This is a genomic window from Micromonospora sp. WMMB235, assembly GCF_001855515.1.
Taxonomy (GTDB): Bacteria; Actinomycetota; Actinomycetes; order Mycobacteriales; family Micromonosporaceae; genus Micromonospora; species Micromonospora aurantiaca.
Window position 1 is genome coordinate 2,281,298 of sequence record NZ_MDRX01000001.1, and the last position, 24,980, is coordinate 2,306,277.

The 24,980-nt window shown below is 72.5% G+C and carries 18 protein-coding genes; 10 read left to right on the forward strand and 8 right to left on the reverse strand.

The window, feature by feature from the left end; genetic code table 11:
* Positions 1-44: 44 nt before the first annotated feature.
* On the forward strand, positions 45-4,040 hold the full coding sequence (gene hrpA, locus BFV98_RS09240; protein ID WP_071095847.1) for an ATP-dependent RNA helicase HrpA: 3,996 nt from the start codon (positions 45-47) through the stop codon (positions 4,038-4,040).
* Between the two features lie 130 nt (positions 4,041-4,170).
* Here the strand turns inward: hrpA and BFV98_RS09245 are convergent, their stop codons facing one another.
* The gene (locus BFV98_RS09245; protein WP_047890880.1) at positions 4,171-5,100 is read right to left on the reverse strand and encodes a LysR family transcriptional regulator; all 930 of its coding nucleotides are present in this window, start codon (positions 5,098-5,100) and stop codon (positions 4,171-4,173) included.
* A 35-nt stretch (positions 5,101-5,135) separates the two neighbouring features.
* Here BFV98_RS09245 and BFV98_RS09250 point away from each other — a divergent pair, with 35 nt between their 5' ends.
* The 4 genes from BFV98_RS09250 (at position 5,136) to BFV98_RS09265 (ending at position 9,400) form a co-directional block, all read left to right on the forward strand.
* Positions 5,136-5,867, forward strand: coding sequence for a succinate dehydrogenase cytochrome b subunit (locus BFV98_RS09250; RefSeq protein WP_174361705.1), 732 nt, complete (start codon positions 5,136-5,138; stop codon positions 5,865-5,867).
* Between the two features lies 1 nt (position 5,868).
* Positions 5,869-7,803, forward strand: coding sequence for a fumarate reductase/succinate dehydrogenase flavoprotein subunit (locus tag BFV98_RS09255; RefSeq protein ID WP_013285330.1), 1,935 nt, complete (start codon positions 5,869-5,871; stop codon positions 7,801-7,803).
* On the forward strand, positions 7,800-8,552 hold the full coding sequence (locus BFV98_RS09260) for a succinate dehydrogenase/fumarate reductase iron-sulfur subunit (RefSeq protein ID WP_013285329.1): 753 nt from the start codon (positions 7,800-7,802) through the stop codon (positions 8,550-8,552). Before BFV98_RS09255 ends, BFV98_RS09260 begins: the two co-directional genes overlap by 4 nt.
* A gap of 140 nt (positions 8,553-8,692) precedes the next feature.
* Positions 8,693-9,400: a TetR/AcrR family transcriptional regulator gene (locus BFV98_RS09265; RefSeq protein WP_013285328.1), complete on the forward strand. Its 708-nt coding sequence runs from the start codon at positions 8,693-8,695 to the stop codon at positions 9,398-9,400.
* Here BFV98_RS09265 and BFV98_RS09270 read toward each other — a convergent pair.
* Genes BFV98_RS09270 through BFV98_RS09285 form a run of 4 tightly spaced genes read right to left on the reverse strand, consistent with a single transcriptional unit; the run spans position 9,386 to position 13,548 of the window.
* Positions 9,386-10,519 carry an acyl-CoA dehydrogenase family protein gene (locus tag BFV98_RS09270; protein WP_013474781.1) on the reverse strand — a complete coding sequence of 378 codons (1,134 nt, stop codon included), beginning with the start codon at positions 10,517-10,519 and terminating at the stop codon, positions 9,386-9,388. The two genes, BFV98_RS09265 and BFV98_RS09270, sit on opposite strands and share 15 nt — an antisense overlap.
* Before the next feature lie 22 nt (positions 10,520-10,541).
* Positions 10,542-11,570 carry an LLM class F420-dependent oxidoreductase gene (locus tag BFV98_RS09275; RefSeq protein WP_030270406.1) on the reverse strand — a complete coding sequence of 343 codons (1,029 nt, stop codon included), beginning with the start codon at positions 11,568-11,570 and terminating at the stop codon, positions 10,542-10,544.
* On the reverse strand, positions 11,570-12,730 hold the full coding sequence (locus BFV98_RS09280) for a CaiB/BaiF CoA-transferase family protein (RefSeq protein WP_030270408.1): 1,161 nt from the start codon (positions 12,728-12,730) through the stop codon (positions 11,570-11,572). Before BFV98_RS09280 ends, BFV98_RS09275 begins: the two co-directional genes overlap by 1 nt.
* The gene (locus BFV98_RS09285; protein WP_071095849.1) at positions 12,727-13,548 is read right to left on the reverse strand and encodes an enoyl-CoA hydratase-related protein; all 822 of its coding nucleotides are present in this window, start codon (positions 13,546-13,548) and stop codon (positions 12,727-12,729) included. Before BFV98_RS09285 ends, BFV98_RS09280 begins: the two co-directional genes overlap by 4 nt.
* A 43-nt stretch (positions 13,549-13,591) precedes the next feature.
* Here BFV98_RS09285 and BFV98_RS09290 point away from each other — a divergent pair, with 43 nt between their 5' ends.
* Entirely contained in the window at positions 13,592-14,272 is a 681-nt protein-coding gene (locus BFV98_RS09290; RefSeq protein WP_013285323.1) for a GntR family transcriptional regulator, read from the forward strand.
* Between the two features lies 1 nt (position 14,273).
* On the opposite strand, the gene BFV98_RS09295 is transcribed toward BFV98_RS09290, so the two are convergent.
* Positions 14,274-15,764 (reverse strand): aldehyde dehydrogenase family protein, encoded by a 1,491-nt coding sequence (locus BFV98_RS09295; protein WP_071095852.1) that lies wholly within the window; start codon positions 15,762-15,764, stop codon positions 14,274-14,276.
* 76 nt (positions 15,765-15,840) lie between these two features.
* Between BFV98_RS09295 and BFV98_RS09300 the strand changes: the two genes are divergently transcribed.
* Positions 15,841-16,992 carry an acyl-CoA dehydrogenase family protein gene (locus tag BFV98_RS09300; protein WP_030270414.1) on the forward strand — a complete coding sequence of 384 codons (1,152 nt, stop codon included), beginning with the start codon at positions 15,841-15,843 and terminating at the stop codon, positions 16,990-16,992.
* Between the two features lie 32 nt (positions 16,993-17,024).
* On the forward strand, positions 17,025-18,971 hold the full coding sequence (locus BFV98_RS09305; RefSeq protein WP_030270415.1) for a GMC family oxidoreductase N-terminal domain-containing protein: 1,947 nt from the start codon (positions 17,025-17,027) through the stop codon (positions 18,969-18,971).
* A 6-nt stretch (positions 18,972-18,977) separates the two neighbouring features.
* Here the strand turns inward: BFV98_RS09305 and BFV98_RS09310 are convergent, their stop codons facing one another.
* Positions 18,978-21,125 carry a 3-hydroxyacyl-CoA dehydrogenase NAD-binding domain-containing protein gene (locus BFV98_RS09310; protein ID WP_030270416.1) on the reverse strand — a complete coding sequence of 716 codons (2,148 nt, stop codon included), beginning with the start codon at positions 21,123-21,125 and terminating at the stop codon, positions 18,978-18,980.
* A 9-nt stretch (positions 21,126-21,134) separates the two neighbouring features.
* Entirely contained in the window at positions 21,135-22,349 is a 1,215-nt protein-coding gene (locus BFV98_RS09315) for an acetyl-CoA C-acetyltransferase (RefSeq protein ID WP_013285318.1), read from the reverse strand.
* Positions 22,350-22,511: 162 nt separating this feature from the next.
* On the opposite strand from BFV98_RS09315, the gene BFV98_RS09320 reads away from it, so the two are divergent.
* Together BFV98_RS09320 and BFV98_RS09325 are read left to right on the forward strand one after the other, a co-directional pair.
* Positions 22,512-23,720, forward strand: coding sequence for a TetR/AcrR family transcriptional regulator (locus BFV98_RS09320; protein ID WP_030270417.1), 1,209 nt, complete (start codon positions 22,512-22,514; stop codon positions 23,718-23,720).
* A gap of 63 nt (positions 23,721-23,783) precedes the next feature.
* The gene (locus BFV98_RS09325) at positions 23,784-24,977 is read left to right on the forward strand and encodes a TetR/AcrR family transcriptional regulator (protein ID WP_232236646.1); all 1,194 of its coding nucleotides are present in this window, start codon (positions 23,784-23,786) and stop codon (positions 24,975-24,977) included.
* Positions 24,978-24,980 lie beyond the last annotated feature (3 nt).

Below are 24,980 nucleotides of genomic sequence, written 5' to 3' on the forward strand. Positions count from 1 at the left end.
CCCGGGGGCGGTCCGCCGCGCGGCTGCCTATCCTTGGCGACGACATGCAGAATCCAGCCGTACCCGCCGCCCCTGAGACCGCCCGCGACCTGCACCGCCGCCTCGCCCCCCTGATGTTCCGCGATCAGCGCCGGATCCAGCGGCGGCTCGACGGCGTGCGCCGGCTGCGCGACCCGCAGCGGCGGGAGGCGGCGCTGGCCGAGATCGCGGCCGAGGTGACCCGGGCCGAGGCGCGGCTGGAGTCGCGCCGCGCGGCCGTCCCGGCGATCACCTACCCGCCGCAGTTGCCGGTCAGCGAGCGCAAGGACGACATCGCCGCCGCGATCCGCGACCACCAGGTGGTGATCGTGGCCGGTGAGACCGGCTCCGGGAAGACGACCCAGCTCCCCAAGATCTGCCTGGAGCTGGGGCGCGGGATCACCGGCCTGATCGGGCACACCCAGCCCCGCCGGCTGGCGGCCCGCACGGTCGCCGACCGGATCGCCGACGAACTCGGCACCGAGCTGGGCGACGTGGTCGGCTACAAGGTGCGCTTCACCGATCAGGTGGGCGACAACAGCCTGGTCAAGCTGATGACCGACGGCATCCTGCTGGCCGAGTTGCAGACCGACCGGATGCTGCGGCAGTACGACACGCTGATCATCGACGAGGCGCACGAGCGCAGCCTCAACATCGACTTCATCCTCGGCTATCTCAGGCAGCTCCTGCCCCGACGGCCCGACCTCAAGGTCGTCATCACCTCGGCCACCATCGAGACCGACCGGTTCGCGAAACACTTCGCCGACGCCGAGGGCAACCCGGCGCCGGTGGTCGAGGTGTCCGGGCGCACGTACCCGGTGGAGGTCCGCTACCGGCCGCTGGTCGAGGTCACCGAGGCCGACGAGGAGGACGAGGCCGACGAGGAGAACGTCCGGGACCAGATCCAGGCCATCGGCGACGCGGTCGAGGAGCTGGCCGCCGAGGGGCCGGGCGACATCCTCGTGTTCCTCAGCGGGGAGCGGGAGATCCGGGACACCGCCGACGCGCTGGGCAAGCTGGTGCAGTCCAAGCGGTCGCTGCTCGGCACCGAGATCCTGCCGCTGTACGCCCGGCTGTCCACCGCCGAGCAGCACCGGGTCTTCGCCGCGCACTCCAACCGCCGGGTGGTGCTGGCCACGAACGTCGCGGAGACCTCGCTGACGGTGCCCGGCATCAAGTACGTGGTGGACCCGGGCACCGCCCGGATCTCCCGCTACTCCAGCCGGCTCAAGGTGCAGCGGCTGCCGATCGAGCCGGTCTCGCAGGCCAGCGCCAACCAGCGCAAGGGCCGCTGCGGGCGTACCTCGGACGGCATCTGCATCCGCCTCTACGACGAGCAGGACTTCGACTCCCGCCCCGAGTTCACCGACCCGGAGATCCTGCGGACCAACCTGGCCTCGGTCATCCTCCAGATGACCTCGATCGGGCTCGGCGACGTCGCGGCGTTCCCGTTCATCGACCCGCCGGACCGGCGCAACGTCACCGACGGCGTGAACCTGCTGCACGAGCTGGGCGCGCTCGACCCGGCCGAGACCGACCCGGCGAAGCGGCTCACCGCGCTGGGCCGGCGGCTGGCCCAGCTCCCGGTCGACCCCCGGCTGGCCCGGATGGTCCTCGAAGGCGAGCGCAACGGCTGCGCCACCGAGGTCGTGGTGATCGCCGCCGCGCTGTCCATCCAGGATCCCCGGGAACGCCCGGCCGACAAGCAGGCCCAGGCCGACCAGGCGCACGCCCGGTTCGCCGACAAGGAGTCCGATTTCGTCGCGTACCTGAACCTGTGGCGCTACCTGCGGGAGAAGCAGCGGGAGCTGTCGTCCAGCGCGTTCCGCCGGATGTGCAAGGCCGAATACCTCAACTACCTCCGGGTACGCGAGTGGCAGGACATCGTCAGCCAGTTGCGCCAGGTGCTGCGTACCTCCGACAAGGGTGAGGGCCGGCGCGGCGCCGGCGCCGACCTGCCGGAGGAGATCGACACCCCGAAGGTGCACCAGTCGCTGCTGCCCGGCCTGCTGTCGCACCTCGGCCTCAAGGACGCGCAGAAGCACGAATACCTGGGCGCTCGGGGCGCGAAGTTCGCGATCTTCCCCGGGTCGGCGCTGTTCAAGAAGCCGCCGCGCTGGGTGATGGCGGCCGAGCTGGTGGAGACGTCCCGGCTGTGGGGGCGGGTGGCCGGGCGGGTCGAGCCGGAGTGGGTCGAGCCGCTGGCCCAGCACCTGGTGAAGCGCAGCTACAGCGAGCCGCACTGGGAGAAGAAGCAGGCCGCGGTGATGGCCTACGAGAAGGTCACGCTGTACGGCATCCCGATCGTCACCTCCCGCAAGGTGAACTTCGGGCGGATCGACGCAGGTCTGAGCCGCGAGCTGTTCATCAGGCACGCCCTGGTCGAGGGCGACTGGCAGACCCACCACCAGTTCTGGCGGGACAACCAGAAGCTGCTGACCGAGATCGAGGAGCTGGAGAACCGGGCCCGGCGTCGCGACATCCTGGTCGACGACGAGACCATCTTCGCCTTCTACGACCAGCGGATCCCCGCCGACGTGGTCTCCGGACGGCACTTCGACTCGTGGTGGAAGAAGACCCGCCGGGAGCGGCCCGACCTGCTCACGTTCACCCGCGAGCTGCTCGTCAACGACGGCCGGGGCGGGGTGGACGAGGAGGACTTCCCGGACCAGTGGCGGGCCGACGGCGTGACGCTGCCGCTGACGTACACGTTCGACCCGACCGCGCCCACCGACGGCGTCACTGTGGACATCCCGCTGCCGCTGCTCAACCAGGTGCCGGCGGAGAGCTTCGACTGGCAGGTGCCGGGGCTGCGCGAGGAACTGGTGATCGCGCTGATCCGGTCGCTGCCCAAGCCGGTACGGCGCAACTTCGTGCCGGTGCCCGACTACGCGCGCGCCGCACTCGCCGCGATCACACCGGGCGAGGAGCCGCTGCTGGCCGCGCTGACCCGGCAGCTGCGCCGGATGACCGGGGTGACGGTCCCGGCCGACGCGTGGGACCTCGGCAGGCTGCCGCCGCACCTGCGGGTCACGTTCCGGGTGCTCGGCGACGACGACAAGCCGGTCGCCGAGGGCAAGGACCTGCCGGCGCTGCAACGCGAGCTGCGCCAGGAGGTACGCCAGGTCGTGGCCGCCGCCGCGCCCGACGTCGCCCGGACCGGGCTGACCGAGTGGTCGATCGGCGCGCTGCCGCGCACCATCGAGCAGGTACGCGCAGGCTTCGCGGTGACCGCGTACCCGGCGCTGGTGGACGAGGGCGCGACGGTCGGGGTGAAGGTGTTCGACTCCGCCGCCGAGCAGGAGGCCGCGCACTGGGCGGGCACCCGGCGGCTGCTGCGGCTGACGATGCCGTCACCGGCGAAGTTCCTCCAGGGGCGGCTGAGCAACGAGGCGAAGCTGGCGCTGTCCCGCAACCCGCACGGCAGCGTGCCGGACCTGATCGAGGACGCGGCCGGCGCGGCGATCGACAAGCTGATCGGCGACGCGGGCGGCCCGGCCTGGGACGCCGAGGGCTTCGCCGTGCTGCGCGACAAGGTCCGCGCCGACCTGGTGGACACCGTGGTCGAGATCATGGAGCGGGTACGCCGGGTGCTCGCTTCCGCGTACGCGGTGGAGCAGCGGCTCGGCGCCACCCGCAACCTCGCCGTGGTGGCCGCGCTGGCCGACATCCGCAACCAGCTCACCGGCCTGGTGCACAAGGGTTTCATCACCGAGACGGGGTACGCGCGCCTGCCCGACCTGCTGCGCTACCTGACCGCGATCGAGCGGCGGCTGGACCGGTTGCCGGGCAACCCGCAGCGGGACAAGCAGCAGCAGGACCGCGTCGCCGTGGTGCAGAAGGAGTACCAGGACATGCTGGCCGCGCTGCCCCCGCCGCGACGTGCCTCGGCGGCGGTCCGCCAGATCCGCTGGATGATCGAGGAGCTGCGGGTGAACGTCTTCGCCCAGGCCCTGGGAACCCCCTACCCCGTCTCGGAGCAGCGAATCTACCGAGCCATGGACGACGCCGAGGCCCGCTGACCCACACCCCCGCCCGCCACCCTCGCCCTCGTCGATCTTGCACTTGGTGCCCCCGCGCAGTGGCATTCGCACCTTTCGCCGGGGCCGAAAGTGCAAGATCGCGCGGGAGAGAGGGGCGGGAGAGGGGCGGTCAGAGGGGCTCCACGCCTGGGGGGAGTTCGGCGGTGGCGGTGGCGTCGTGGACGTACTCCAGGAGGATGCGGCGCAGCTCGCGCCCGGCGTGGGTGGGCACCACGTCGCGGCGGCGGGCCACCGCGATGGTCCGGCGGACGCCGGGCGGGACGAGCCGGGTGACCCGGATGCCGGCGCGGCGGGCCACCACGATGCCGGGCACCAGCGCGACGCCGAGCCCGGCCTCGACGAAGCTGAGCACGGCGTCCATCTCCCCGCCGTCGACGGACAGGGTCGGCTCGAATCCGGCCGCCCGGCACGCCTGGAGCGTGGCGTCGCGCAGGTCGTAGCCCTCGCGGAACATGACGAGCGGCTGGTCGCGCAGGTCGGTGATGCGCAGCTCCCCGGCCTCCGAGGCGCCCGGCAGCGGGTCGACCGAGGCGACCACCAGGCTCTCCCGCAGGATCGGGTCGGCGCGCAGCCCCGGGTCGATGCCGGCCGACGGCATGATGATCAGGGCGAGGTCGAGGTCGCCGCGGAGCAGGTCCCGGACGAGGTCCTGCGAGCCGCCCTCCTCCACGCGCAGGTCGATCGTGGGGTGCGCGTCGCGGAACCGGCGCAGCACCGGCGGGGCGAGCGAGGTGGCGAGGCTGGGGGTGGCGCCGAGCCGGACCCGGCCCCGGCGCAGCCCCACCAGTTCCTGCACCTCGCGGGTGGCGGTCTCCACGTCGGCGAGGATCCGCTTGGCCAGCGGCAGCAGCACCTCACCTGCCGCGGTCAGTGTGATGTTGCCCCTTACCCGTTCGAACAGCGGGGCCCCCAGGTCGGTCTCCAGCGCGTGAATTTGCTTACTCAACGAGGGCTGGGTTATGCCGACAAGATCGGCCGCCTGGGTGAAATGTCGTACTTCGGCGACCGCCACGAAGTACCGAAGCTGATGGAGCTGCATCTACATAGCCTACGGCTATCAACGCTGCGATTTCGATGCATTGGACGCCTGATCGAAGTGCTCCTAGCGTCGACCGCGTGGTAATCACGAAAACTCGGTCGCCCATCCGCTCGAACGTCGGCCTCAAGGCCGTCATGGCGGTGACGGGCATCATCCTCGTGCTGTTCCTGATCGCGCACATGCTCGGCAACCTGAAGATCTTCACGGGTGAGACGTCGTTCGACCACTACGCGCACTGGCTGCGGGACATCGGCACGCCGCTGCTGCCGACGACGTGGTTCCTGTGGATCCAGCGCACCGTGCTCACCGTCGCCGTCCTCGGGCACATCGGCGCGGCCACCGTGCTCGCGATGCGGTCCCGGGCCGCCCGCCCGGTCCGGTACGCGCACCGCCGCAAGATCCACGTGAACTACGCGGCCCGCACGATGCGCTGGGGTGGTGTGATCATCCTGCTCTTCGTGATCTACCACATCCTCGACCTGACCACGGGTCACCTGAACCCGCAGGGCGACCCGGCCAACCCGTACGGCAACGTGGTCGCCGGCTTCGCGCCGGAGCGCTGGTACGTCACGCTCTTCTACACCCTCGCGCTGGTGACCCTCGGCTTCCACCTGCGCCACGGCGCCTTCAGCGCGTTCCGCAGCCTCGGCCAGCAGACGCCGAAGGGCGAGCGCCGGGCCCGGATCGCCGCGCTCGTCTTCGCCGTCGCGCTCGTCGGCGGCTACCTGCTGGTTCCGTTCGCCGTGATCACCGGATTGGTGTCCTGACATGGATCTCTACACCGAGGGCGACCCGATCGCCGACACCCGGGCCCCGGACGGCCCGATCGAGACGCGGTGGGACCGCCACCGCTTCGAGATGAAGCTGGTCAACCCGGCCAACCGCCGGAAGATGACGGTGATCGTGGTCGGCACCGGCCTGGCCGGCGGCTCCGCCGCCGCCACCCTGGCCGAGCAGGGCTACCAGGTGCGGTCCTACTGCTACCAGGACAGCCCGCGCCGGGCCCACTCGATCGCCGCGCAGGGCGGTATCAACGCCGCCAAGAACTACCGCAACGACGGCGACTCGGTGCACCGCCTGTTCTACGACACGGTCAAGGGCGGCGACTTCCGCTCCCGCGAGTCGAACGTGCACCGGCTGGCCGAGATGTCGGTGAACATCATCGACCAGTGCGTGGCCCAGGGCGTGCCGTTCGCCCGCGAGTACGGCGGCCTGCTGGACACCCGCTCCTTCGGCGGCGCGCAGGTGCAGCGCACCTTCTACGCCCGGGGCCAGACGGGTCAGCAGCTGCTGCTCGGCGCGTACCAGGCGCTGGAGCGGCAGATCGGCCTGGGCAACGTGGAGATGAACGCCCGCCACGAGATGCTCGAACTGGTCCTCGTCGACGGCCGCGCGCGCGGCATCGTGGTCCGCGACATGGTCACCGGCGAGATCAGCACCGAGATGGCCGACGCGGTCGTGCTCGCCTCCGGCGGCTACGGCAACGTCTTCTACCTCTCCACCAACGCCAAGGGCTGCAACGTCACCGCCTCCTGGCGGGCGCACCGCAAGGGCGCGTACTTCGCCAACCCCTGCTACACGCAGATCCACCCGACCTGCATCCCGGTCTCCGGCGACCACCAGTCGAAGCTGACCCTGATGAGCGAGTCGCTGCGCAACGACGGCCGGGTGTGGGTGCCCAAGGCCAAGGGCGACCAGCGCAGCCCGCGGGACATCCCCGAGGACGAGCGGGACTACTACCTGGAGCGGATCTACCCGTCCTTCGGCAACCTGGTCCCCCGCGACATCGCCTCCCGCGCCGCGAAGAACGTGTGCGACGAGGGACGCGGCGTCGGCCCGACCGGCCTCGGCGTCTACCTGGACTTCGCCGACGCGATCAACCGGCTCGGCCGTAAGGCCATCGAGGCCAAGTACGGCAACCTCTTCGAGATGTACGAGCGGATCACCGGCGAGGACCCGTACGAGGTGCCGATGCGGATCTACCCCGCCGTGCACTACACGATGGGTGGCCTCTGGGTCGACTACGACCTCCAGTCGACGATCCCCGGCCTGTTCGTGATCGGTGAGGCCAACTTCTCCGACCACGGCGCGAACCGGCTCGGCGCCTCGGCGCTGATGCAGGGCCTGGCCGACGGCTACTTCGTGCTGCCGAACACGCTCGCCAACTACCTGGCCTCCAACTCGCTGGACAAGGTCGACGCCAGCCACCCCGAGGCGGTCGCGGCGCGCACCGAGGTCGAGGACCGGATCAAGCGGCTGCTGGCGATCAACGGCGACCGTACGGTGGACTCGTTCCACCGCGAGCTGGGCCAGATCATGTGGGAGCACTGCGGCATGGAGCGCTCCGAGGCCGGGCTGCGCAAGGCGATCGACGAGATCCGCGCGCTGCGTGAGCAGTTCTGGCAGCGGGTGCGCGTGCCGGGTGACGGCGAGGGCCTCAACCAGTCGCTGGAGAAGGCCGGCCGGGTGGCCGACTTCTTCGAGCTGGCCGAGCTGATGTGCATCGACGCCCTGCACCGCGAGGAGTCCTGCGGCGGCCACTTCCGGGCCGAGCACCAGACGCCCGACGGCGAGGCGCAGCGCGACGACGACCGGTTCGCCTACGTGGCGGCCTGGGAGTTCACCGGCACCGGTGAGCCCGTGCTGCACAAGGAAGACCTGACCTTCGAATACGTCCACCCCACGCAGCGGAGCTACAAGTGAACCTGACCCTGCGCATCTGGCGCCAGACCGGCCCCGAGGACAAGGGTCGGATGGTGACCTACCCGGTGCAGGACGTGTCCCCGGACATGTCCTTCCTGGAGATGCTCGACGTACTCAACGAACGGCTCATCCTCGACGGCGAGGAGCCGGTGGCGTTCGACCACGACTGCCGCGAGGGCATCTGCGGCATGTGCAGCCTCATGATCAACGGTGAGGCGCACGGCCCGCAGCGCGGCACCACCGCCTGCCAGCTGCACATGCGGCAGTTCTCCGACGGCGACACGATCGACATCGAGCCCTGGCGGGCCCGCGCGTTCCCGGTCGTCAAGGACCTGGTGGTCAACCGCAACGCGTTCGACCAGATCATCGCCGCGGGCGGCTACGTCACCGCGCCGACCGGCAGCGCCCCGGAGGCGCACTCGGTGCCGGTGCCGAAGGCCGACGCGGACGCCGCGTTCGAGTCGGCTGCCTGCATCGGCTGCGGCGCCTGCGTGGCGGCCTGCCCGAACGGCTCGGGCATGCTGTTCACCGCCGCGAAGATCACCCAGCTCTCGCTGCTGCCCCAGGGCCAGCCGGAGCGCTACACCCGGGTGATCGGCATGGTGGACGCGCACGACGAGGCCGGCTTCGGCGGCTGCACCAACATCGGCGAGTGCGCGGCGGCCTGCCCGAAGGGCATCCCGCTGAACACCATCGGCCGCCTCAACCGGGACTACCTGAAGGCGACCGCCAAGCGCTCCGGCTCCTGACCGGACACCGCACCACCACCCCACGCGACCGCCGCGCCCCGCTTCCGGGGGCGCGGCGGTCGCGCTTGTCCGGGGGTACGCCCCGGCGATTGGTACGGTGAAGCGCCAACCGCGTCACCGTCTCCCCCGGGAGGGCACCCATGGCCCGGACCGCTCCCGCGCAGGCGTCCTCCCCCGAGGCGGGTCACGACGAACCGGCCGACCGGCCCGAGTCGCTGCTGGAACGCGCCTTCACCGAGGCGTTGCACAGCGCCGACGACAGCGACGAGGTGGCGACCCGGATCCTCGACGCCGCCTACGAGCAGTTCTGCCGGATGGGCATCCGCCGCTCCACGATGGAGGACGTGGCCCGGCGGGCGGGAGTCTCCCGGATCACCGCGTACCGCCGGTTCGCCACCAAGGACCGGCTGGTCGAGCAGGTGGTCCGCCGCGAGTTCCGGCGCTACTTCGACCGGTTCCTGGTCGACATCCAGCAGGCGGCCACCGTCGGCGACCGGGTGGTGCTGGGCTTCGTCAGCGCGCTGGACGCGATCCGCCGCAACCCGCTGATCGGCGGGCTGATGAGCGTCGAACCGGACGTGCTCATCCCCTCGATGATCAGCGACGGCGGGCGGACCCTGGCCACCGTGCAGCGGTTCGTCGCCGGGCAGCTGCGCCGCGAGCAGCGCGCCGGCACCATCGCCGCCACAGTCGACGTGGAGGTGGTCGCCGAGCTGATGACCCGGCTGTCCTGTTCCTTCCTGCTCACCCCGAGCCACGTCATCGACCTGGACGACGCCGACGAGCTGCGGACCATGGCCCGCCGGTTCCTCGTACCCATGCTGGAGCCCGGCTCACAGGCCGAGTGACCGGCCGATCACCTCCTTCATGATCTCGGTGGTGCCGCCGTAGATGGTCTGGACGCGGGCGTCCAGGTAGGCGCGGGCCACCGGGTACTCGCGCATGTAGCCGTAGCCGCCGTGCAGTTGGAGGCACCGGTCCACGACGCGCTGCTGCAACTCGGTGCACCACCACTTCGCCATCGCCGCCGTCTCCGCCGTGAGGTCCGGCGCGACCAGGCAGTTGTCGACGAAGACCCGGCCCAGGCGCAGCTCGGTGGCGAGTTCGGCGAGCACGAACCGGTTGTGCTGGAAACTGCCGATGGGACGGCCGAACGCCTGGCGCTGCTTGCAGTAGTCGAGCGTCTGCGCGAACACCGTCTCGGCGCCGGCGAGCGCCGCGACGGCTATCGACAGCCGCTCCAGCGGCAGGTTGCGCATCAGGTAGGCGAAGCCCTCGCCCTCCGCGCCGAGCAGGTTCGCCGCTGGTACGCGGACGTCGGAGAAGAACAGCTCGGCGGTGTCCTGTGCCTTCTGCCCGAGCTTGTCGAGGTTGCGGCCGCGCTCGAATCCCGGCATGCCGCGCTCGACCACGAGCAGGCTGATCCCCCGCCGCCCGGCGCCGGGATCGGTCCGGGCCACCACGACGACCAGGTCGGCCAGGATGCCGTTGCTGATGAACGTCTTCTGCCCGTTGAGGACCCAGTCGTCGCCGTCGCGTACCGCTGTGGTGGTGATGCCCGCCAGGTCGCTGCCCGCGCCCGGCTCGGACATGGCGATGGCGGTGACGATCTCGCCGGAGCAGAAGCCCGGCAGCCAGCGCTGCTTCTGCTCCTCGGTGGTCAGGTCGGTCAGGTACGGGCCGATGATGTCGTTGTGCAGGCCGAACGCGGGCCCGCTCGCACCGGCCCGGGCGAGTTCCTCGGTCAGGACGGCGTGGAAGCGCCGGTCGGTGACCCCGGCGCCGCCGTACCGTTCGTCGACGAAGAAGCCGAGCAGGCCGGCGGCGCCGGCGGCCCGCCACACGCCGCGGTCGACGATGCCGTCGGCCTCCCAGCGCTCGTGGTGCGGGGTGATCTCCTTGTCGATGAAGGCGCGCACCAGTTCGGCGAACGCGAGGTGGTCGGCAGTGAAGATCGCGCGGTCCATGTGTGTGGGCTCCTCCCCTGCGCTACCGGGCCATGTCCGCGACGGCGGCGACGAGACGCCGGGGGTCCTCGCCCAGCGGCGCGACGTTGAGGATCGTCACGCCCGCGTCGCGGTACTCCTGGACCCGGTCACGCACGTAGCTCTCCGGTCCGATCAGGCTGGTGCGTTCCAGCAGTTCCGCCGGCACCGCGGCGGCGGCCTCGGCCTTGCGGCCGTCCAGGTAGAGGTCCTGGATGCGGTCCGCCTCGGCTTCGTAGCCGTAGCGGCACAGAAGGTCGTGGTAGAAGTTGCGGCCCTTGGCGCCCATCCCGCCCACGTACAGGGCGATCAGCGGCCGGGCGAGGTCGCGCAGCCCGGTCACGTCCGGGCCGATCGCCAGCGGCCCGCCGGCCACCACCTCCAGCGGCCCGAGGTCAGCCGGCCGTTTCGCCCGGCCGGCCGCCAGCGCGGCACCCCAGACGTCGCCCGCGCGCTGCGGATCGTAGAGGAACGGCAGCCACCCGTCGGCGATCTCGGCGGTCATCCGGACGTTCCGGTCACCGAGGCTCGCCACGTGGATCGGGATCCGGTCGCGGACCGGGTGGGTGAGGATCTTCAGCGGCTTGCCCAGCCCGGTGCCCTCGCCGGGCGGCAGCGGCAGCCGGTAGAGGCCGTCGTTCGTCAGCGTCTCGCGCCGCCACACCCGCCGGCAGATGTCGATCACCTCGCGGGTGCGGGCCAGCGGCCTGTCGTACGCGACGCCGTGCCATCCCTCGATCACCTGCGGTCCGGACGCGCCGAGGCCGAGGATGGCCCGGCCACCGGACATCGCGTCCAGGCCCGCGGCGGTCTGCGCGAGCAGAGCCGGGGTACGCGAGAAGATCGGCAGGATCGCGGAGCCGATGTGGACCCGGCTCGTCCGGGCGGCGAGGTAACCCATCACGGTGGGCGCGTCGAAGCCGTACGCCTCGGACACCCAGACCACGTCCAGGCCGTCCTGTTCCCAGGCGGCCACGTCGTCGGCGCCGCTTCTGGGGTCGGCGGCGTATGCCAGTGTCGTCCCGATACGCATCAGTGCGCTGCTCCCTGCTTCCGGCCGACGACGCCGTCGTCCAGCCATCGCGGTAGGTGTGCGCCCAGTCCCCAGTCGGTGAGGACGGGCTCGGTGTCGGCGCCGGGCGCGGGCGGCGGGCCGCCGACCCGGCCGGGTGTCCCGGACAGGCGGGGCGCCACGGCCGGCTGCCGGACGCCGAAGTGCTCCTCGTACGTGCCGCGCGCCGCCAGGTGCGGGTGGCCTGGCGCCTCGGTGAGCGACAGCACCGGCGCGACGCAGGCGTCGGTGCCGTCGAACACCGCTGTCCACTCGTCGCGGGTACGGCCGGCGAACACCTCGGCGAAGCGGGCTCGCAGCACCGGCCATCCGGCCACGTCGTGCTGTGCCGGCAGGTCCGCGCCTGCGAGCCCGAGCAGCCGCAGCAGTTCGGCGTAGAACTGGGGTTCCAGCGCGCCCACAGCCATGTGCCCGCCGTCGGCGGTGGCGTACACGTCGTAGAACGGTGCGCCGCCGTCGAGCAGGTTGCGGCCCCGCTCGGGTCGCCAGGTGCCCTGCGCGAGCATCCCGGCGAACGGGGTGGTGAGGTGGGCCGCGCCGTCCACGATGGCGGCGTCGACGACCTGGCCCCGGCCGGTGGCGGCGGCGACGTGCAGCGCGGCCAGGATGCCGACGACCAGGTAGAGCGAGCCGCCGCCGAAGTCGCCGACCAGGTTGAGCGGGATCTGCGGCGGCCCGCCGGCGCGGCCGATCGGGTGCAGCGCCCCGGCTACGGCGATGTAGCCGATGTCGTGGCCGGCGGCGCGGGCCAGCGGCCCGTCCTGTCCCCAGCCGGTCATCCGCCCGTACACCAGGCCCGGGTTGCGGGCCAGCGCGGCCTGCGGTCCGACGCCGAGCCGTTCGGCCACGCCGGGGCGCCAGCCCTCGATCAGGATCGCGGCCCGGCCGGCCAGCGCGAGGACCACCTCGGCGCCGTCGGGGTGCTTGAGGTCCACCACGATCGAGCGTTTGCCCCGGTTGAGCAGGTTCCGCCCGGGGTCACCGGCCGGGAGCGCGCCGGGCTCCGGCCGGTCGACCCGGACCACGTCGGCGCCGAGGTCGGCCAGCAGCATGGCGGCGAACGGGCCGGGTCCGATCCCGGCCAGTTCCACGACCCGGACGCCGGCGAGCGGGCCGCTCACGCGCCGCCCCGTGGGGCGAAGCGGGGTGTGCGGCCCTGGGCCCGGCTGAGCAGGGCCTCGCCGAAGTCGGCGCCGGCCAGGGACTCGACCATGAGCCGGATCGCGTCGGTGGCGGCCTCGGCGGCGCCGGTCTCCGAGCCCGACCACACCTGCCGCCGGATCACCGCCATGGACGCCGGTGAGCAGTGCTCGGCCAGGGCCACGGCATAGGCTTGTGCCTCGGCCAGCACCTCGTCGCGCGGGAGCACGCGTTGCACAAGTCCGATCCGGAACGCCTCCACGGCGTCGACCTTGCGGCCGGACAGCAGCAGGTCCAGCGCGGCGCCGACGCCGATCAGCCGGGGCAGCAGCCAGGCGCTGCCGTACTCGGCGACGAGGCCGAGCCGGCTGAACGAGGTGGACAGGCGCGCCTCCGCCGCCATGAACCGCACGTCGGCGTAGAGCGCGTGGACCAGGCCGAGGCCGGCCGCGCCGCCGTTCATCGCGGCGACGATCGGGGTGCCGAGCGTCAGCGGCAGGTGCGGTGGGTGGCCGAACTCGCCGGCGAGCAGGTCGCGGTTGCGTTCGTCGAGCAGCGCGGCGAGCGCCTCCGGGTCGGCGCCGGAGCAGAACCAGTCACCGGAGCCGGTGACCACGACCGCCCGGACCTCCGGGTCGGCGTCCGCCGCCACCAGGGCCGCGTAGTAGTCGCGGAACATCTCCAGCGACATCGCGTTGCGCCGGTCGGGCCGGTCGAACCAGATGGTGCGGACGCCGTCGCTGGTGGCGGCCCGCAGTCCGGCGCCGGCCGGTTCGGACTCCGGCACGGTCGAGCTCATCGGCGCTCCTGTTCTGACATTTGACATTTGATACTCTGGGCTGGTGGCGGACCGCGGCAGGATCCAGAACGTCTCTCAGCCCCAGCTCTCCGAGACCGTGGCGAGCCTGCTGCGCGACCGGATCATGTCCGGCCAGCTGCGCCCCGGCGAACGCATCCGGCTCGAGGAGGTGGCCCAGGAGACCGGGCTGAGCATCACACCGGTACGCGAGGCGCTGCTGATGCTGCGCGCGGAGGACATGGTCGAGCTGCAACCGCGCCGCGGGCACGTGGTGGCGCCGCTGTCGCGGCAGGACATCATCGACGTGTTCAGCCTCCAGGGCCACATCGCCGGCGAGCTGGCCGCCCGGGTCGCCGTCAGCATCACCCCGGAGCAGCTCGACGACCTGCGGCAGCAGCACGAGCGGCTGCGCCGTGCCGCCCAGGCCCGGCAGGTCAGCCGGGTCGAACAGCTCGAATACGAGTTCCACCGCCGGATCAACCGGCTCGCCGACGCGCGCAAGCTGTCCTGGCTGCTGCGCACCGTGACCCGCTACACGCCGTCGCGGTTCTACGCCGCGGACGCGGAGTGGCGGGCCGGCATGGTCGCCGATCACGAGGCGCTGCTCGACGCGCTCGCGGCGGGCGACCCGGAGGCGGTCCGGCCGGTCATGGCCCGGCACTTCACCGACGGCGCGGAGCGGCTGGTCAAGCACCTGGACGGCCTGGGCGTGTGGAACGAGTGAGTCACCGGCGGCCATGACGCCACGCGAACATCGCCAGCGAGCGCTTCATCGCGGCGGCGGACGGCTGAAGCGTCATCACCTCGATCAGCGGCCGGAACCGCTGCCACGTCACCGATCGCGCCCGGGCGAACTCGCGCAGGCCGTCCGCGCCGTGGACCCGCCCGAACCCCGAGTCGCCCACGCCGCCGAAGGGCAGTGACGGCACGCCCGCGTACCCCAGCACCGAGTTGACCGACACCGCGCCGGCCCGCAGCCGCCCGGCGAGCGCCAGGCCACGACGGCGGTCGCGGGTGAAGATCGAGCCGGAGAGGCCGTAGCTGGTCGCGTTCGTGCGGCGGACCGCCTCGTCCGCGTCGGCCACCGGGTTGACCACGAGCACCGGGCCGAACGTCTCCTCGGTGACGGCGGTGCTGTCCTCGGGCACGTCGGTCAGCACGACCGGCTCCACGAACGGGGGCCGGACCGAAGCCGCGTCACCGACAACCGCCCGGCCGCCCCGGTCGAGCGCGTCGGTGACGTGGCGCCGCACGACCTCGGGCTGGGTGGGCGTGGTCATCGGCCCGTACGGCGCGTCCGGCTCGGCACCCGGCCGGACCTGCCGCGCCAGTTCGGTGAGCGTGGCCAGGAACGGCTCGTAGACGGACCGTTCGACGTAGACGCGCTCGACGCCGGCACACGTCTGCCCGGCGTTGCCGAGTCCGCCGAAGACCGCCGCCTGCGCTGCCGCGTCGAGGTCGGCGTCGGCGGTGACGATCAGCGCGTCCTTGCCGCCGCCCTCGATCACCACCGGCGTCAGGCTCTCGGCGCAGGCGGCCATGACGGCGCGCCCGGTCGCTGCCGACCCGGTGAACGCGATCTTGTCGACCGAGGCGCGGCACAGCGCGGCGCCGGTCGTGCCGTCGCCGGTGACCACCTGGAGGACCGGGTAGTCGGGAAGCAGCTCGTGCCAGCGCTCGGCCAGCCACACCCCGACGCCCGGGGTGAACTCGCTGGGCTTGAACACCACCGCGTTGCCGGCGGCGAGCGCGTGCGACACCGCACCCATCGGCGTGTAGACGGGGTAGTTCCACGGCCCGATCACGCCGACCACGCCGTACGGCACGTACTCGACGGAGGCGGCCTGGTTGAACGCGAGCAGGCCGGAGGAGACCGACCGCCGCCTGAGCACCCGTGCGGCGTGCCGGGCCGCCCAGTCCAGGTGCTCGACGGCGAGCATCACCTCGAGTTGAGCCCCGGCGAGGCTCTTGCCGGTCTCGCTCCGGACGATGCCGGCCAGCTCCTCGATGCCACCGGCGACCGCCGCCTTGTACGCCAGCAGGTGCCGGCGGCGCTGCCTGGCGTCCAGACCGGCCCACCAGCCGGCCGCCTCGCGGGCCCGCGTCACGGCGGCGCGTACGGCGGCGTCGTCGGCGATGTCGTAGTCGGCGCGGTGCTCACCTGTCACCGGGTCGACGACGCGCAGCCGGCGGGGGTGCTCAACGAGGGACGTCATCGGCGGCCTCCTGACATTTGATATTCGATAGTTTAGCCTTGCTGTCAATCCCTCACGATGCGCTGGAGGTACCGCGGTGGAGTGGAGCGACGAGCAACTGTCACTTGTCGAGGCGGTGCGGGACTTCTGCCGCCGCGAGGTCGGCACCCGCGAGCAACGGCACCGTCTCACCGACGGCGGGCGGGAACCGCACAGCCCGGAGCTGTACCGGAAGATGGCCGAACTCGGCTGGCTCGGCCTGTCGCTGCCGGAGGAGTTCGACGGCGGCGGCGCCGGCATGACCGAGCTGTGCCTGTTCCTGGAGGAGACCAGCCGGGCGATGGCGCCCATCGGCGGGTTCACCACCTCGATCATCGTCGCCGCCACCTACCAGCGGTTCGGCACGCCGGAGCAGAAGAAGCTGATCCTCAGCGGCGTGGCCCGCGGCGTGGTCGAGGCGGTCGCGATGTCCGAGCCCGAGGCCGGCTCCGACGTGGCGAACCTGAGCTGCCGGGCCGAGCGGCGCGGCGACGGGTGGGTGGTCAACGGGCAGAAGACGTGGTGCTCCAACGCCCACCTGGCCGAGCACATCCTGCTCGTCGCGCGCACCTCGGGCCGGGCCGGCGACCACCAGGGCCTGACCATGTTCCTGGTCCCGGCCGGCGCGCCCGGCCTGACCGTGTCCGGCATCGACACCATGGGCGGCCGCGAGGTCAACGACCTCTACTTCACCGACTGCGTGCTCCCCGCCGACGCGGTGGTCGGCCGGGTCGACCACGGCTGGCGGCAGCTGATGGCCGGGCTCAACATGGAACGGCTGATCCTCGCCAGCGTGGTGCTCGGCATCGCCCGGCGCGCGTTCGACGACGTGGTGGCGTACGTGAAGGACCGCCGCCAGTTCCGCCGGCCGATCGGATCGTTCCAGGTGATCCGGCACCGCCTGGCCGACCTGGCCACCGAGATCGAGTGCGCCCGGCTGCTCGTCTACGACACCGCCGCGAAGGTCGACAAGGCACCGGACACGGTGCTGCCCCGGGAGAGTTCGATGGCGAAGCTCAAGGCCACCGAGACGGCCCGGCGCGTCGCGCTGGACGCGATGCAGATGATGGGCGGCTACGGCTACACCACCGAGTTCGACATGGAGCGTCTGGTCCGCTCGGCGATCGTGTCCACCGTGTACGGCGGCGCCAGCGAGATCCAGCGCGAGATCATCGCCAAGACGTACGGCCTGTCCGAGCAGATGTCCTGACCCACCCGGCCCTTCGGTCGATCGGAGGCACCGTGCACCTGTCCGACCGCCAGCGCGCCGCCCTGGCGAGCATCTGCGACACGTTCGCGCCGGGTGACGGCGCCGGGATCCCGTCGGCCAGCCGGCTCGGCGCAACCGAGGTGATGGCCGCACTCGTCCTGCACAATCCGCGCGCCGCCGAGGTCCGGCAGTTCCTGCGGCTGCTGGACCGGTGGGACTCCCCCGCCACCCAGTTCGTCCTCGGCGGTTCCGCGCGGCCGTTCTCCCGGCAGTCGCAGGAGCGCCGGGAGAAGACGCTGCTCGCGCTGGCCCACTCGCGGATCACCGCCAAACGGGCGCTGTTCCAGGCGCTCAAGGGCGCCGCCACCCTCTCCTACTACCTGACGCCGGGGCCGGCCGGGCACTCGCCCGTGTGGGACGCCATCGGCTACCCCGGACCGCTCGGGGTCCGGCCCGACGCGCCCGCGCCGCCGCTGGCCCCGGTCCACCCGTCCGCGCCGACCACGCTGGACTGCGACGTCGTCGTCGTCGGATCCGGCGCCGGCGGCGGCACTGCCGCCGCGGTCCTCGCCGGGCACGGCCTGGACGTGGTCGTCGTCGAGAAGGGCGGCTACTACGACGACCGGGACTTCGACGGCGGGGAGCTGTCCGGACTGTCCCGGCTCTACGCCCCGGGCCCCGCCGCCACCGCCGAGGGCCAGCTCAGCCTCCTCCAGGGGCAGTGCCTCGGCGGGGGCACAGTGGTGAACTACACCACGTCGTTCCCCACCCCGGCCCGGGTACGCGAGGAGTGGGCCGCGCTCGGCGTGCCGCAGTTCGCCACCGACGAGTACGACAGCTGCCTCGACGCGGTGTGGTCGAGGCTGGGCGTCAACCGCGAGCACGGCCGGATCTCCTCCCGGGACGCGCTGATGGAGCGCGGACTGAACCGCCTGGGCTGGCACGTCGACGAGATGCCCCGCAACGTCGACGGCTGCGACACCGGTGTCGAGTGCGGGCGCTGCGGCCTGGGCTGCCGGATCGGCGCCAAACGGTCCGCGACGAAGACCTGGCTGGCCGACGCGGAGCGCGCCGGTACGCGGCTCGTCGTCGGCGTCGACGTGCGGACCGTCACCGTCGAAGCGGGCCGGGCGACGGGCGTGACCGGCCATACCGCGAACGGCCACCCGGTCGCCGTACGCGCCCGCGCCGTGGTGGTCGCGGCCGGCAGCGTGCAGACACCCGCCCTGCTCCGCCGCTCCGGGCTCACCAACCCGAACATCGGCCGGCACCTGCACCTGCATCCGGCGACCGGCGTGTGGGGCGTGTTCGCCGAGGAGGTGCGGCCGTGGGAGGGCGGGATGCAGACCCGGTACTCCACCGAACACGCCGATCTCGACGGCCGCGGCTACGGCGTCATCTACGAGACCGCCGCCACCAACCCGGCCACCGCTGTGTCGTTCATGAGCTGGACGGGCGGACGGGCGCATCTGGACCGGATGCGCGCGCTGCCGCACCTCGGCGGGGTCGGCGTGATCACCCGCGACCGCGACAGCGGTGAGGTCCGGGTCGGCCGCGACGGCGAGCCGGTGGTGCACTACCGCCTTTCCCCGTACGACGCGGCCCATCTGCGAGCAGGGATCGCCGGCGCGGCCCGGATCGTCGAGGCGGCCGGAGCGCTGCGGCTCTGGTCCGGACACCAGCGCGGCCCGGTCTGGGAACGCGGCACGGGTTCCATCGACGAGTTCGTCCGGCACGTCGAGACGCTGGGGACCGCGCCCGGGCAGGTCGCCATGGCCGCCCTGCACATCATGGGCGCGGCCCGGATGGGCGGCAGCGCGGCGACGTCGGTGGCCCGGCCGGACGGCGCGACGTGGGAGGTCCCCAACCTGGTCCTCGCCGACGCGTCGACCTTCCCGGGGTCGCTGGGCGTCAACCCGATGATCTCCGTGGAGGCCATCGCGTACATGAACGCCCAGCGACTCGCCGCCGCGCTCTGACCGCCGCTACTCGAACCGTTCGCCCCGCTCGGCCATCGCCGTCAGCAGCGGCGGCGGGTCGAACCGCTCGCCGTAGCGCTCTGCGAGCACCCGGGCGCGGGCCACGAAGCCCGGCAGCCCGCCGTCGTACTGGTTGACGTACTGCAGGACGCCGCCGGTCCAGCTCGGATAGCCGATCCCCAGGATCGAGCCGACGTTGGCGTCGGCCACCGAGGTCAGCACGCCCTCGTCCAGGCACCGCACCGACTCGATCGCCTCGATGAAGAGCATCCGCTCCTTGAGGTCCTCGAAGGGCGTGTCCAGGTTCGTGCCGCCGAACTGCTCCCGCAGCCCCGGCCAGAGCCCGGCCCGCTTCCCGTCGCGGTAGTCGTAGAAGCCGGCACCGCCGGAGCGTCCGGTCCGGCCGCACTCGTCGATCATCCGGTCGATCACCGCGTCGGCGGCGTGCGGCTGCCAGGTGCCCCCGGCGGCCACTGTCGCGGCGGCCGTCTCCTGGCGGATCTTCCGGGGCAGGGTGAGGGTCAGCTCGTCCATCAGCGCGAGGACCGGCGCGGGATAGCCGGCCTGGCTGCTGGCCTGCTCGATGGTGGCCGCCGGGATGCCCTCGGCCAGCATCGCCACGCCCTCGTTGGTGAACGTGCCGATGACCCGGCTGGTGAAGAAGCCCCGGCTGTCGTTGACCACGATCGGCGTCTTGCGCAACTGGCGGACGACGCCCAGCGCGCGGCCCAGCGTGGCCTCGTCGGTCCGCTCCCCGCGGATCACCTCGACCAGCGGCATCTTGTCCACCGGGGAGAAGAAGTGCAGCCCGACGAACTCCTCCGGCCGGCTGACGCCCTCGGCCAGCAGCGTGATGGGCAGCGTGGAGGTGTTGGAGGCGATGAGCGCGTCCGGCGCGACCTGCTCGATCTCGGCGTACACCTTGTGCTTGAGCGCCGGATCCTCGAAGACCGCCTCGATGGCGAGGTCGACGCCGGCCAGGTCGGCGAGGTCGCCGGTGGCGTGGATGCGGCCCAGGATCTCGTCCCGCTTCTCCGGCGTGGACCGGCCCCGCGCGACCGCCTTGTCGAGCAGGCCCGCCGAGTACGCCTTGCCGCGCGCCGCACCCTCGGCGGTGACGTCCTTGAGCACCACCCGCATCCCGGCGCGGGCGCAGACGTACGCGATGGCTGCGCCCATCATGCCCGCGCCGACGACGGCGACGCTGCGTACCGGCTCGTGGTCGCCACCGGCGGTGCGGGACCGGGCGGTCTGGAGGTCGAAGAAGAGCGCCTTGATCATGTTCTTGGCGACCTGGCCGGTCGCCAGCTCGGTGAAGTACCGCCCCTCGATGACGAACGCGGTGTCCAGGTCCACCTGGGCGCCCTCGACGGCGGCGGCGAGGATGTTGCGGGGCGCCGGGTAGGGCGCGCCCTTGAGCTGCTTGCGCAGCAGCGCGGGCATGGCCGGCAACTGCACCGCGAGGCCAGGGCTGGACGGGGTGCCGCCGGGCATCCGGTAGTCCTTGCGGTCGTACGGCTGGGTCGCGTCCGGGTGGGCGGCGATCCACTCACGGGCGGCGGCCATCAGGGCGTCCCGGTCGGCGGCCAACTCGTCGACCAGCCCGTGCGCGAGCGCGTCCTGCGGCCGGCGGCGCTGGCCGCGCAGCAGCCAGTCGGTCAGCGCGGCGGTGACGCCGAGCAGCCGGACGGTACGCACCACGCCGCCGCAGCCGGGCAGCAGGCCGAGCGTGACCTCGGGAAAGCCGATCTCGATGGCCGGGTCGTCGAGCACGACGCGGTGGTGGCAGCCCAGGGCCAGTTCCAGTCCGCCGCCGAGGGCCGATCCGTTGACGGCGGCGACGACCGGGCGGCCGAGCGTCTCCAGCCGGCGTACGGCCTGCTTGAGCGCGGCCGCGTCGGCCGCTGACGCCTCGGCGTCGGCGGGCGTGAGCCGCACCAGGGTCTCCAGGTCGCCGCCGGCGAAGAACGTCTTCTTGGCCGAGGTGACGATCACGCCGGTGATCCGGTCACGCTCGGCTTCGAGCCGGTCCACGGTGGCCGCCAGGCTCGCGCCGAACTCCGCGTTCATCACGTTCGCCGAACGGCCGGGGTGGTCGAGGGTGAGCAGCACGATGCCGTCGTCGCCGTGCTCCCACCGGATGGTGTTTGCCATTCGTGCTCCTCAGATTCGTTCGATCACGGTCGCGATGCCCATGCCGCCGCCCGCGCAGAGCGTGGCCAGGCCGTAGCGGCCGCCGCGTCGTTCCAGTTCGTCGACGAGCGTGCCGAGGATCATGGCGCCGGTCGCGCCGAGCGGGTGGCCCATCGCGATCGCCCCGCCGTTGGCGTTGACGATGTCCGGGTTCAGGCCGAGGTCGGCGACGAACCGCAGGACCACCGCGGCGAACGCCTCGTTGATCTCCACCAGGTCGAGGTCGTCGACGCCGAGACCGGCCTTCGCGAGCGCCTTACGGGCGGCCGGGGCCGGGCCGGTGAGCATGATGGTGGGGTCGGCGCCGCTGAGCGCTGTGGCCACGACGCGGGCGCGCGGGGTGAGACCGGCGGCGGCGCCTGCCGCCTCGCTGCCGATCGCGACGAGCGCGGCGCCGTCCACGATGCCGGAGGAGTTGCCCGCCGTGTGGACGTGCTCGATGCGCTCGACCCAGTGGTACTTCTGCAACGCGACCGCGTCGAAGCCCGCCTTCTCACCGATCTCGGCGAACGAGGGGCGCAGCGCGCCGAGGCTCTCCGCCGTCGAGTCGGCCCGGATGTGCTCGTCCCGGTCCAGCACGGTCAGCCCGTTGCGGTCGCGGACCGGCACCACGGACCGGGCGAAGTAGCCGTTGGCCCACGCCTTCGCGGCCCGCGCCTGCGACTGGAGCGCGTACGCGTCGACCGTCTCCCGGTCGAAGCCGGCGATGGTGGCGATGAGGTCGGCGCTGATGCCCTGCGGCACGAACCCGGTGGTGAAGTTGACCTCCGGGTCGAGCGCCCAGGCCCCGCCGTCGGAGCCCATCGGCACCCGGGACATCGACTCGACGCCACCGGCGAGGACGAGATCCTCCCAGCCGGAGCGCACCTTCTGCGCGGCGATGTTCACCGCCTCCAGCCCGGAGGCGCAGAAGCGGTTGAGCTGGACCCCGGCCACCGTGTCGGGCAGGCCGGCGGCGACGGCGGCGGTCCGGGCGATGTCGGCGCCCTGGTCGCCGAGCGGGGACACCACCCCGAGCACGATGTCGTCGATCAGCGCCGGATCGAGGCCGGGCATCCGCCGCAGGGTCTCCTCGATCAGGCCGGTGATCAGCGAAACAGGCTTCACCCCGTACAGCGATCCGGTCGGCTTGCCCCGCCCGCGCGGCGTGCGCAACGCGTCGTAGATGAACGCATCGGTCGTCATGCCAAGCTCCTCATTGCTCACCCGCATGCGAATTTCGCCTAACTTTTCTTGAGCCTGCCGCCGCTTGTCAAGACGCGTTCCGCGCTGTCCGGCTCCGACCCCGCCGGGGAAACGGCCGAGGGGCGTCACCGGATGCACGCGAGGGGGCGCTAACGTGTAGCTGTGCGACAAGCAGCCAGCGACACCGCCCCGGCACCGGTCAGACGGCCCAAGGACCGCAAGGCCCGGATCGCGCTCGCCGGGGCCGAGTTGTTCTGCGAGCGGGGCTACCACGGCGTCTCGGTGGACGAGATCGCCGCCGCCGTCGGCATCAGCGGGCCGGCCGTCTACCGGCACTTCCCGAACAAGTACGCGATCCTGGTGCACGCCACCCGGGAGGTCGTCGGCGCCCTGCTCGCCGCGACCGGACAGCCGGCGGCGAGTAACGCCGACGAGCTGCTCGACGAACTGCTGCGCGCGCTCGCCGAGGTCGCGGTGAGCAGGCGGCGGGTGGCCGGGCTGTACCAGTGGGAGGGCCGCTACCTGACGCCCGAGCACCGGCAGGAGTTCGCCGTCTCGATGGCCACGCTCGTCGGCCGCGTCGCCGCGCCGCTGCGCGAGTTGCGTCCCGAGCTGACCACCGCGCAGGCCGACCTGCTGGTGAATGCGGCGCTGAGCGCGTTCGGCAGCGTGACCACGTACCGGGCCGCGGCCACCGGCGCCGACACCGAGCACCTGCTCACCCGGGTCGCCTGGACGCTGCTGCGGACCGACGCGCCGACGGTGCCGCTCCGGCGGCGTACCGCGCCGCAGGACATGCCCGCCACCGGGCCGGTGCGTCCGGCGTCGCGGCGCGAACTGCTGCTCATCGAGGCGATGCGCCTGTTCCACAGGCACGGCTACCACGCAGTCGCGGTCGAGGACATCGGCCGCGCCGCGGGCATGCAGGCGTCCAGCGTGTACCGCTACTTCCCCGGCAAGGCCGACCTGCTCGCGGCCGCCTACTACCGGGCCACCGACCGGCTCACCGGGGCCACCACCGCGGCGATCGCCGAGGCGAGCGACCCGGCCGACGCGCTGCACCGGGTGGTGCGCGCCTACGTCGACTTCGCGTTCGGCCAGAGCGACCTGGTCGCGGTGTACCTGGCGGAGAACAACAACCTGCCGGACCGGGACCGCCACCAGTTGCGCGGCGCGCAGCGGCTGCACGTCGAGGAGTGGGTGGGCCTGGTCCGGGCGGTACGACCGGACCTGCCGGCCGCCGACGCCCGCGTGCTCGTCCACGCCGCGCTGAACGTCGTCACCGACGTCGGGCGGCTCGGCCGCTTCGACCGCACCGCCGGCTACGACGATCAGACCGCCCGGCTCACGCTCGCCGTCCTGCACGCCTGACCGGCGTCACCGCGAGCGCGCGGGCGGCGTGAGGCGCTGTGGTTGACTGACACCCATGGTCCCGTGCCCGTCCGCGTCCGCCCGGACGATCCGGTGACCACCGGGCCGGCCGCGGCCACCCGGCCCCGCAACCGCAGACAGGTCATCGTCGAGTCGGCCGGGCAGGTGTTCAGCGAGCGCGGCTACCACGGCGCGTCCATGGAGGAGATCGCCGCGGCGGTCGGGATCAGCGCGCCCGCGCTGTACCGCCACTTCCCGAACAAGTACGCGTTGTTCGCCGAGTGCGCCAACGTCATGGTGGACAACCTGGTCGGGGCCATCGACGAGTGGCCGCCGGACGCGGCGCTGGCCGACGTGCTGCTGGCCCTCACCCGGGTCACCGTCGCGCACCGCGCCTCCGGCGGCCTCTACCGGTGGGAGGCCCGCTACCTCGGCCGCGCGGACCGCCACCTGCTCCGCGCGAAGTTCGGCCACGTCGTGGGCCGGGTGACCGAGATGGTACGGCGGGAGTACCCGCTGCCCGACGAGCGCCTGCGGGCGGTGGCCGCGCTCGGTGTGATCGGTTCGGTCACCATGCACCACACCTCGATCGCCCAGCGCCGGATCGAGGATCTGGTGCTGCGGTCCGCGATGCGGGTGGTGGCCACCGATCCGGCCACCGCTGCCGGGACGGCGCGGCTGGTCGAGCTGCCCGCCCAGCCGGTGCCCCGGACGCGGCGTGCGGAGATCCTGGCCGCGGCCGTACCGCTGTTCGCCCGGGACGGGTTCGCCACAGTCACCAACGCGCAGATCGCCCAGGCGGTGGGGCTCGCACCGTCCGCGATCTACCGCCACTATCCCGGCAAGGTGGACATCCTCGTGGCCGCCTGCCTCCAGGCGGCGGAACTGCTCGCCCAGGCGGTGGACCGCAGCCTCCAGCGGGCGGCCGACCCACGGCAGGCGGTGGTCGCGCTGGCGGCGGCGTACGTGGCCTACTGCTTCGAGCACAACACCCTCAACAGCGTCGCCGAGGCGGAGGTGGCCGGCCTGCCGGACGACGTACGGCGTCCCCTCATCCTCGCCCAGCGGGAGCACATCGCGGTCTGGGAGCAGCAGTTGCGCGCGGTCCGGCCGGACCTGGACCGGCGGCAGGCCCGGCTGCTCGTGCACGCCGGGTTCGGCGTGGCGGTGGAGGCCGGGCGCGCCCTGCGCTGGCAGGACTCGCCCGGCCACCGGGACGCGGTCACCGCGCTGGTCACCGGCGCCCTGACGCTCTGAACC

Excerpts from the sequence above, each read along its gene's own strand:
- hrpA (WP_071095847.1), top strand. The coding sequence starts at position 45 with ATGCAGAATCCAGCCGTACCCGCCGCCCCTGAGACCGCCCGCGACCTG.
- BFV98_RS09245 (WP_047890880.1), bottom strand. The coding sequence starts at position 5,100 with ATGCAGCTCCATCAGCTTCGGTACTTCGTGGCGGTCGCCGAAGTACGA.
- BFV98_RS09250 (WP_174361705.1), top strand. The coding sequence starts at position 5,136 with ATGCATTGGACGCCTGATCGAAGTGCTCCTAGCGTCGACCGCGTGGTA.
- BFV98_RS09255 (WP_013285330.1), top strand. The coding sequence starts at position 5,869 with ATGGATCTCTACACCGAGGGCGACCCGATCGCCGACACCCGGGCCCCG.
- BFV98_RS09265 (WP_013285328.1), top strand. The coding sequence starts at position 8,693 with ATGGCCCGGACCGCTCCCGCGCAGGCGTCCTCCCCCGAGGCGGGTCAC.
- BFV98_RS09270 (WP_013474781.1), bottom strand. The coding sequence starts at position 10,519 with ATGGACCGCGCGATCTTCACTGCCGACCACCTCGCGTTCGCCGAACTG.
- BFV98_RS09275 (WP_030270406.1), bottom strand. The coding sequence starts at position 11,570 with ATGCGTATCGGGACGACACTGGCATACGCCGCCGACCCCAGAAGCGGC.
- BFV98_RS09285 (WP_071095849.1), bottom strand. The coding sequence starts at position 13,548 with ATGAGCTCGACCGTGCCGGAGTCCGAACCGGCCGGCGCCGGACTGCGG.
- BFV98_RS09295 (WP_071095852.1), bottom strand. The coding sequence starts at position 15,764 with ATGACGTCCCTCGTTGAGCACCCCCGCCGGCTGCGCGTCGTCGACCCG.
- BFV98_RS09310 (WP_030270416.1), bottom strand. The coding sequence starts at position 21,125 with ATGGCAAACACCATCCGGTGGGAGCACGGCGACGACGGCATCGTGCTG.
- BFV98_RS09315 (WP_013285318.1), bottom strand. The coding sequence starts at position 22,349 with ATGACGACCGATGCGTTCATCTACGACGCGTTGCGCACGCCGCGCGGG.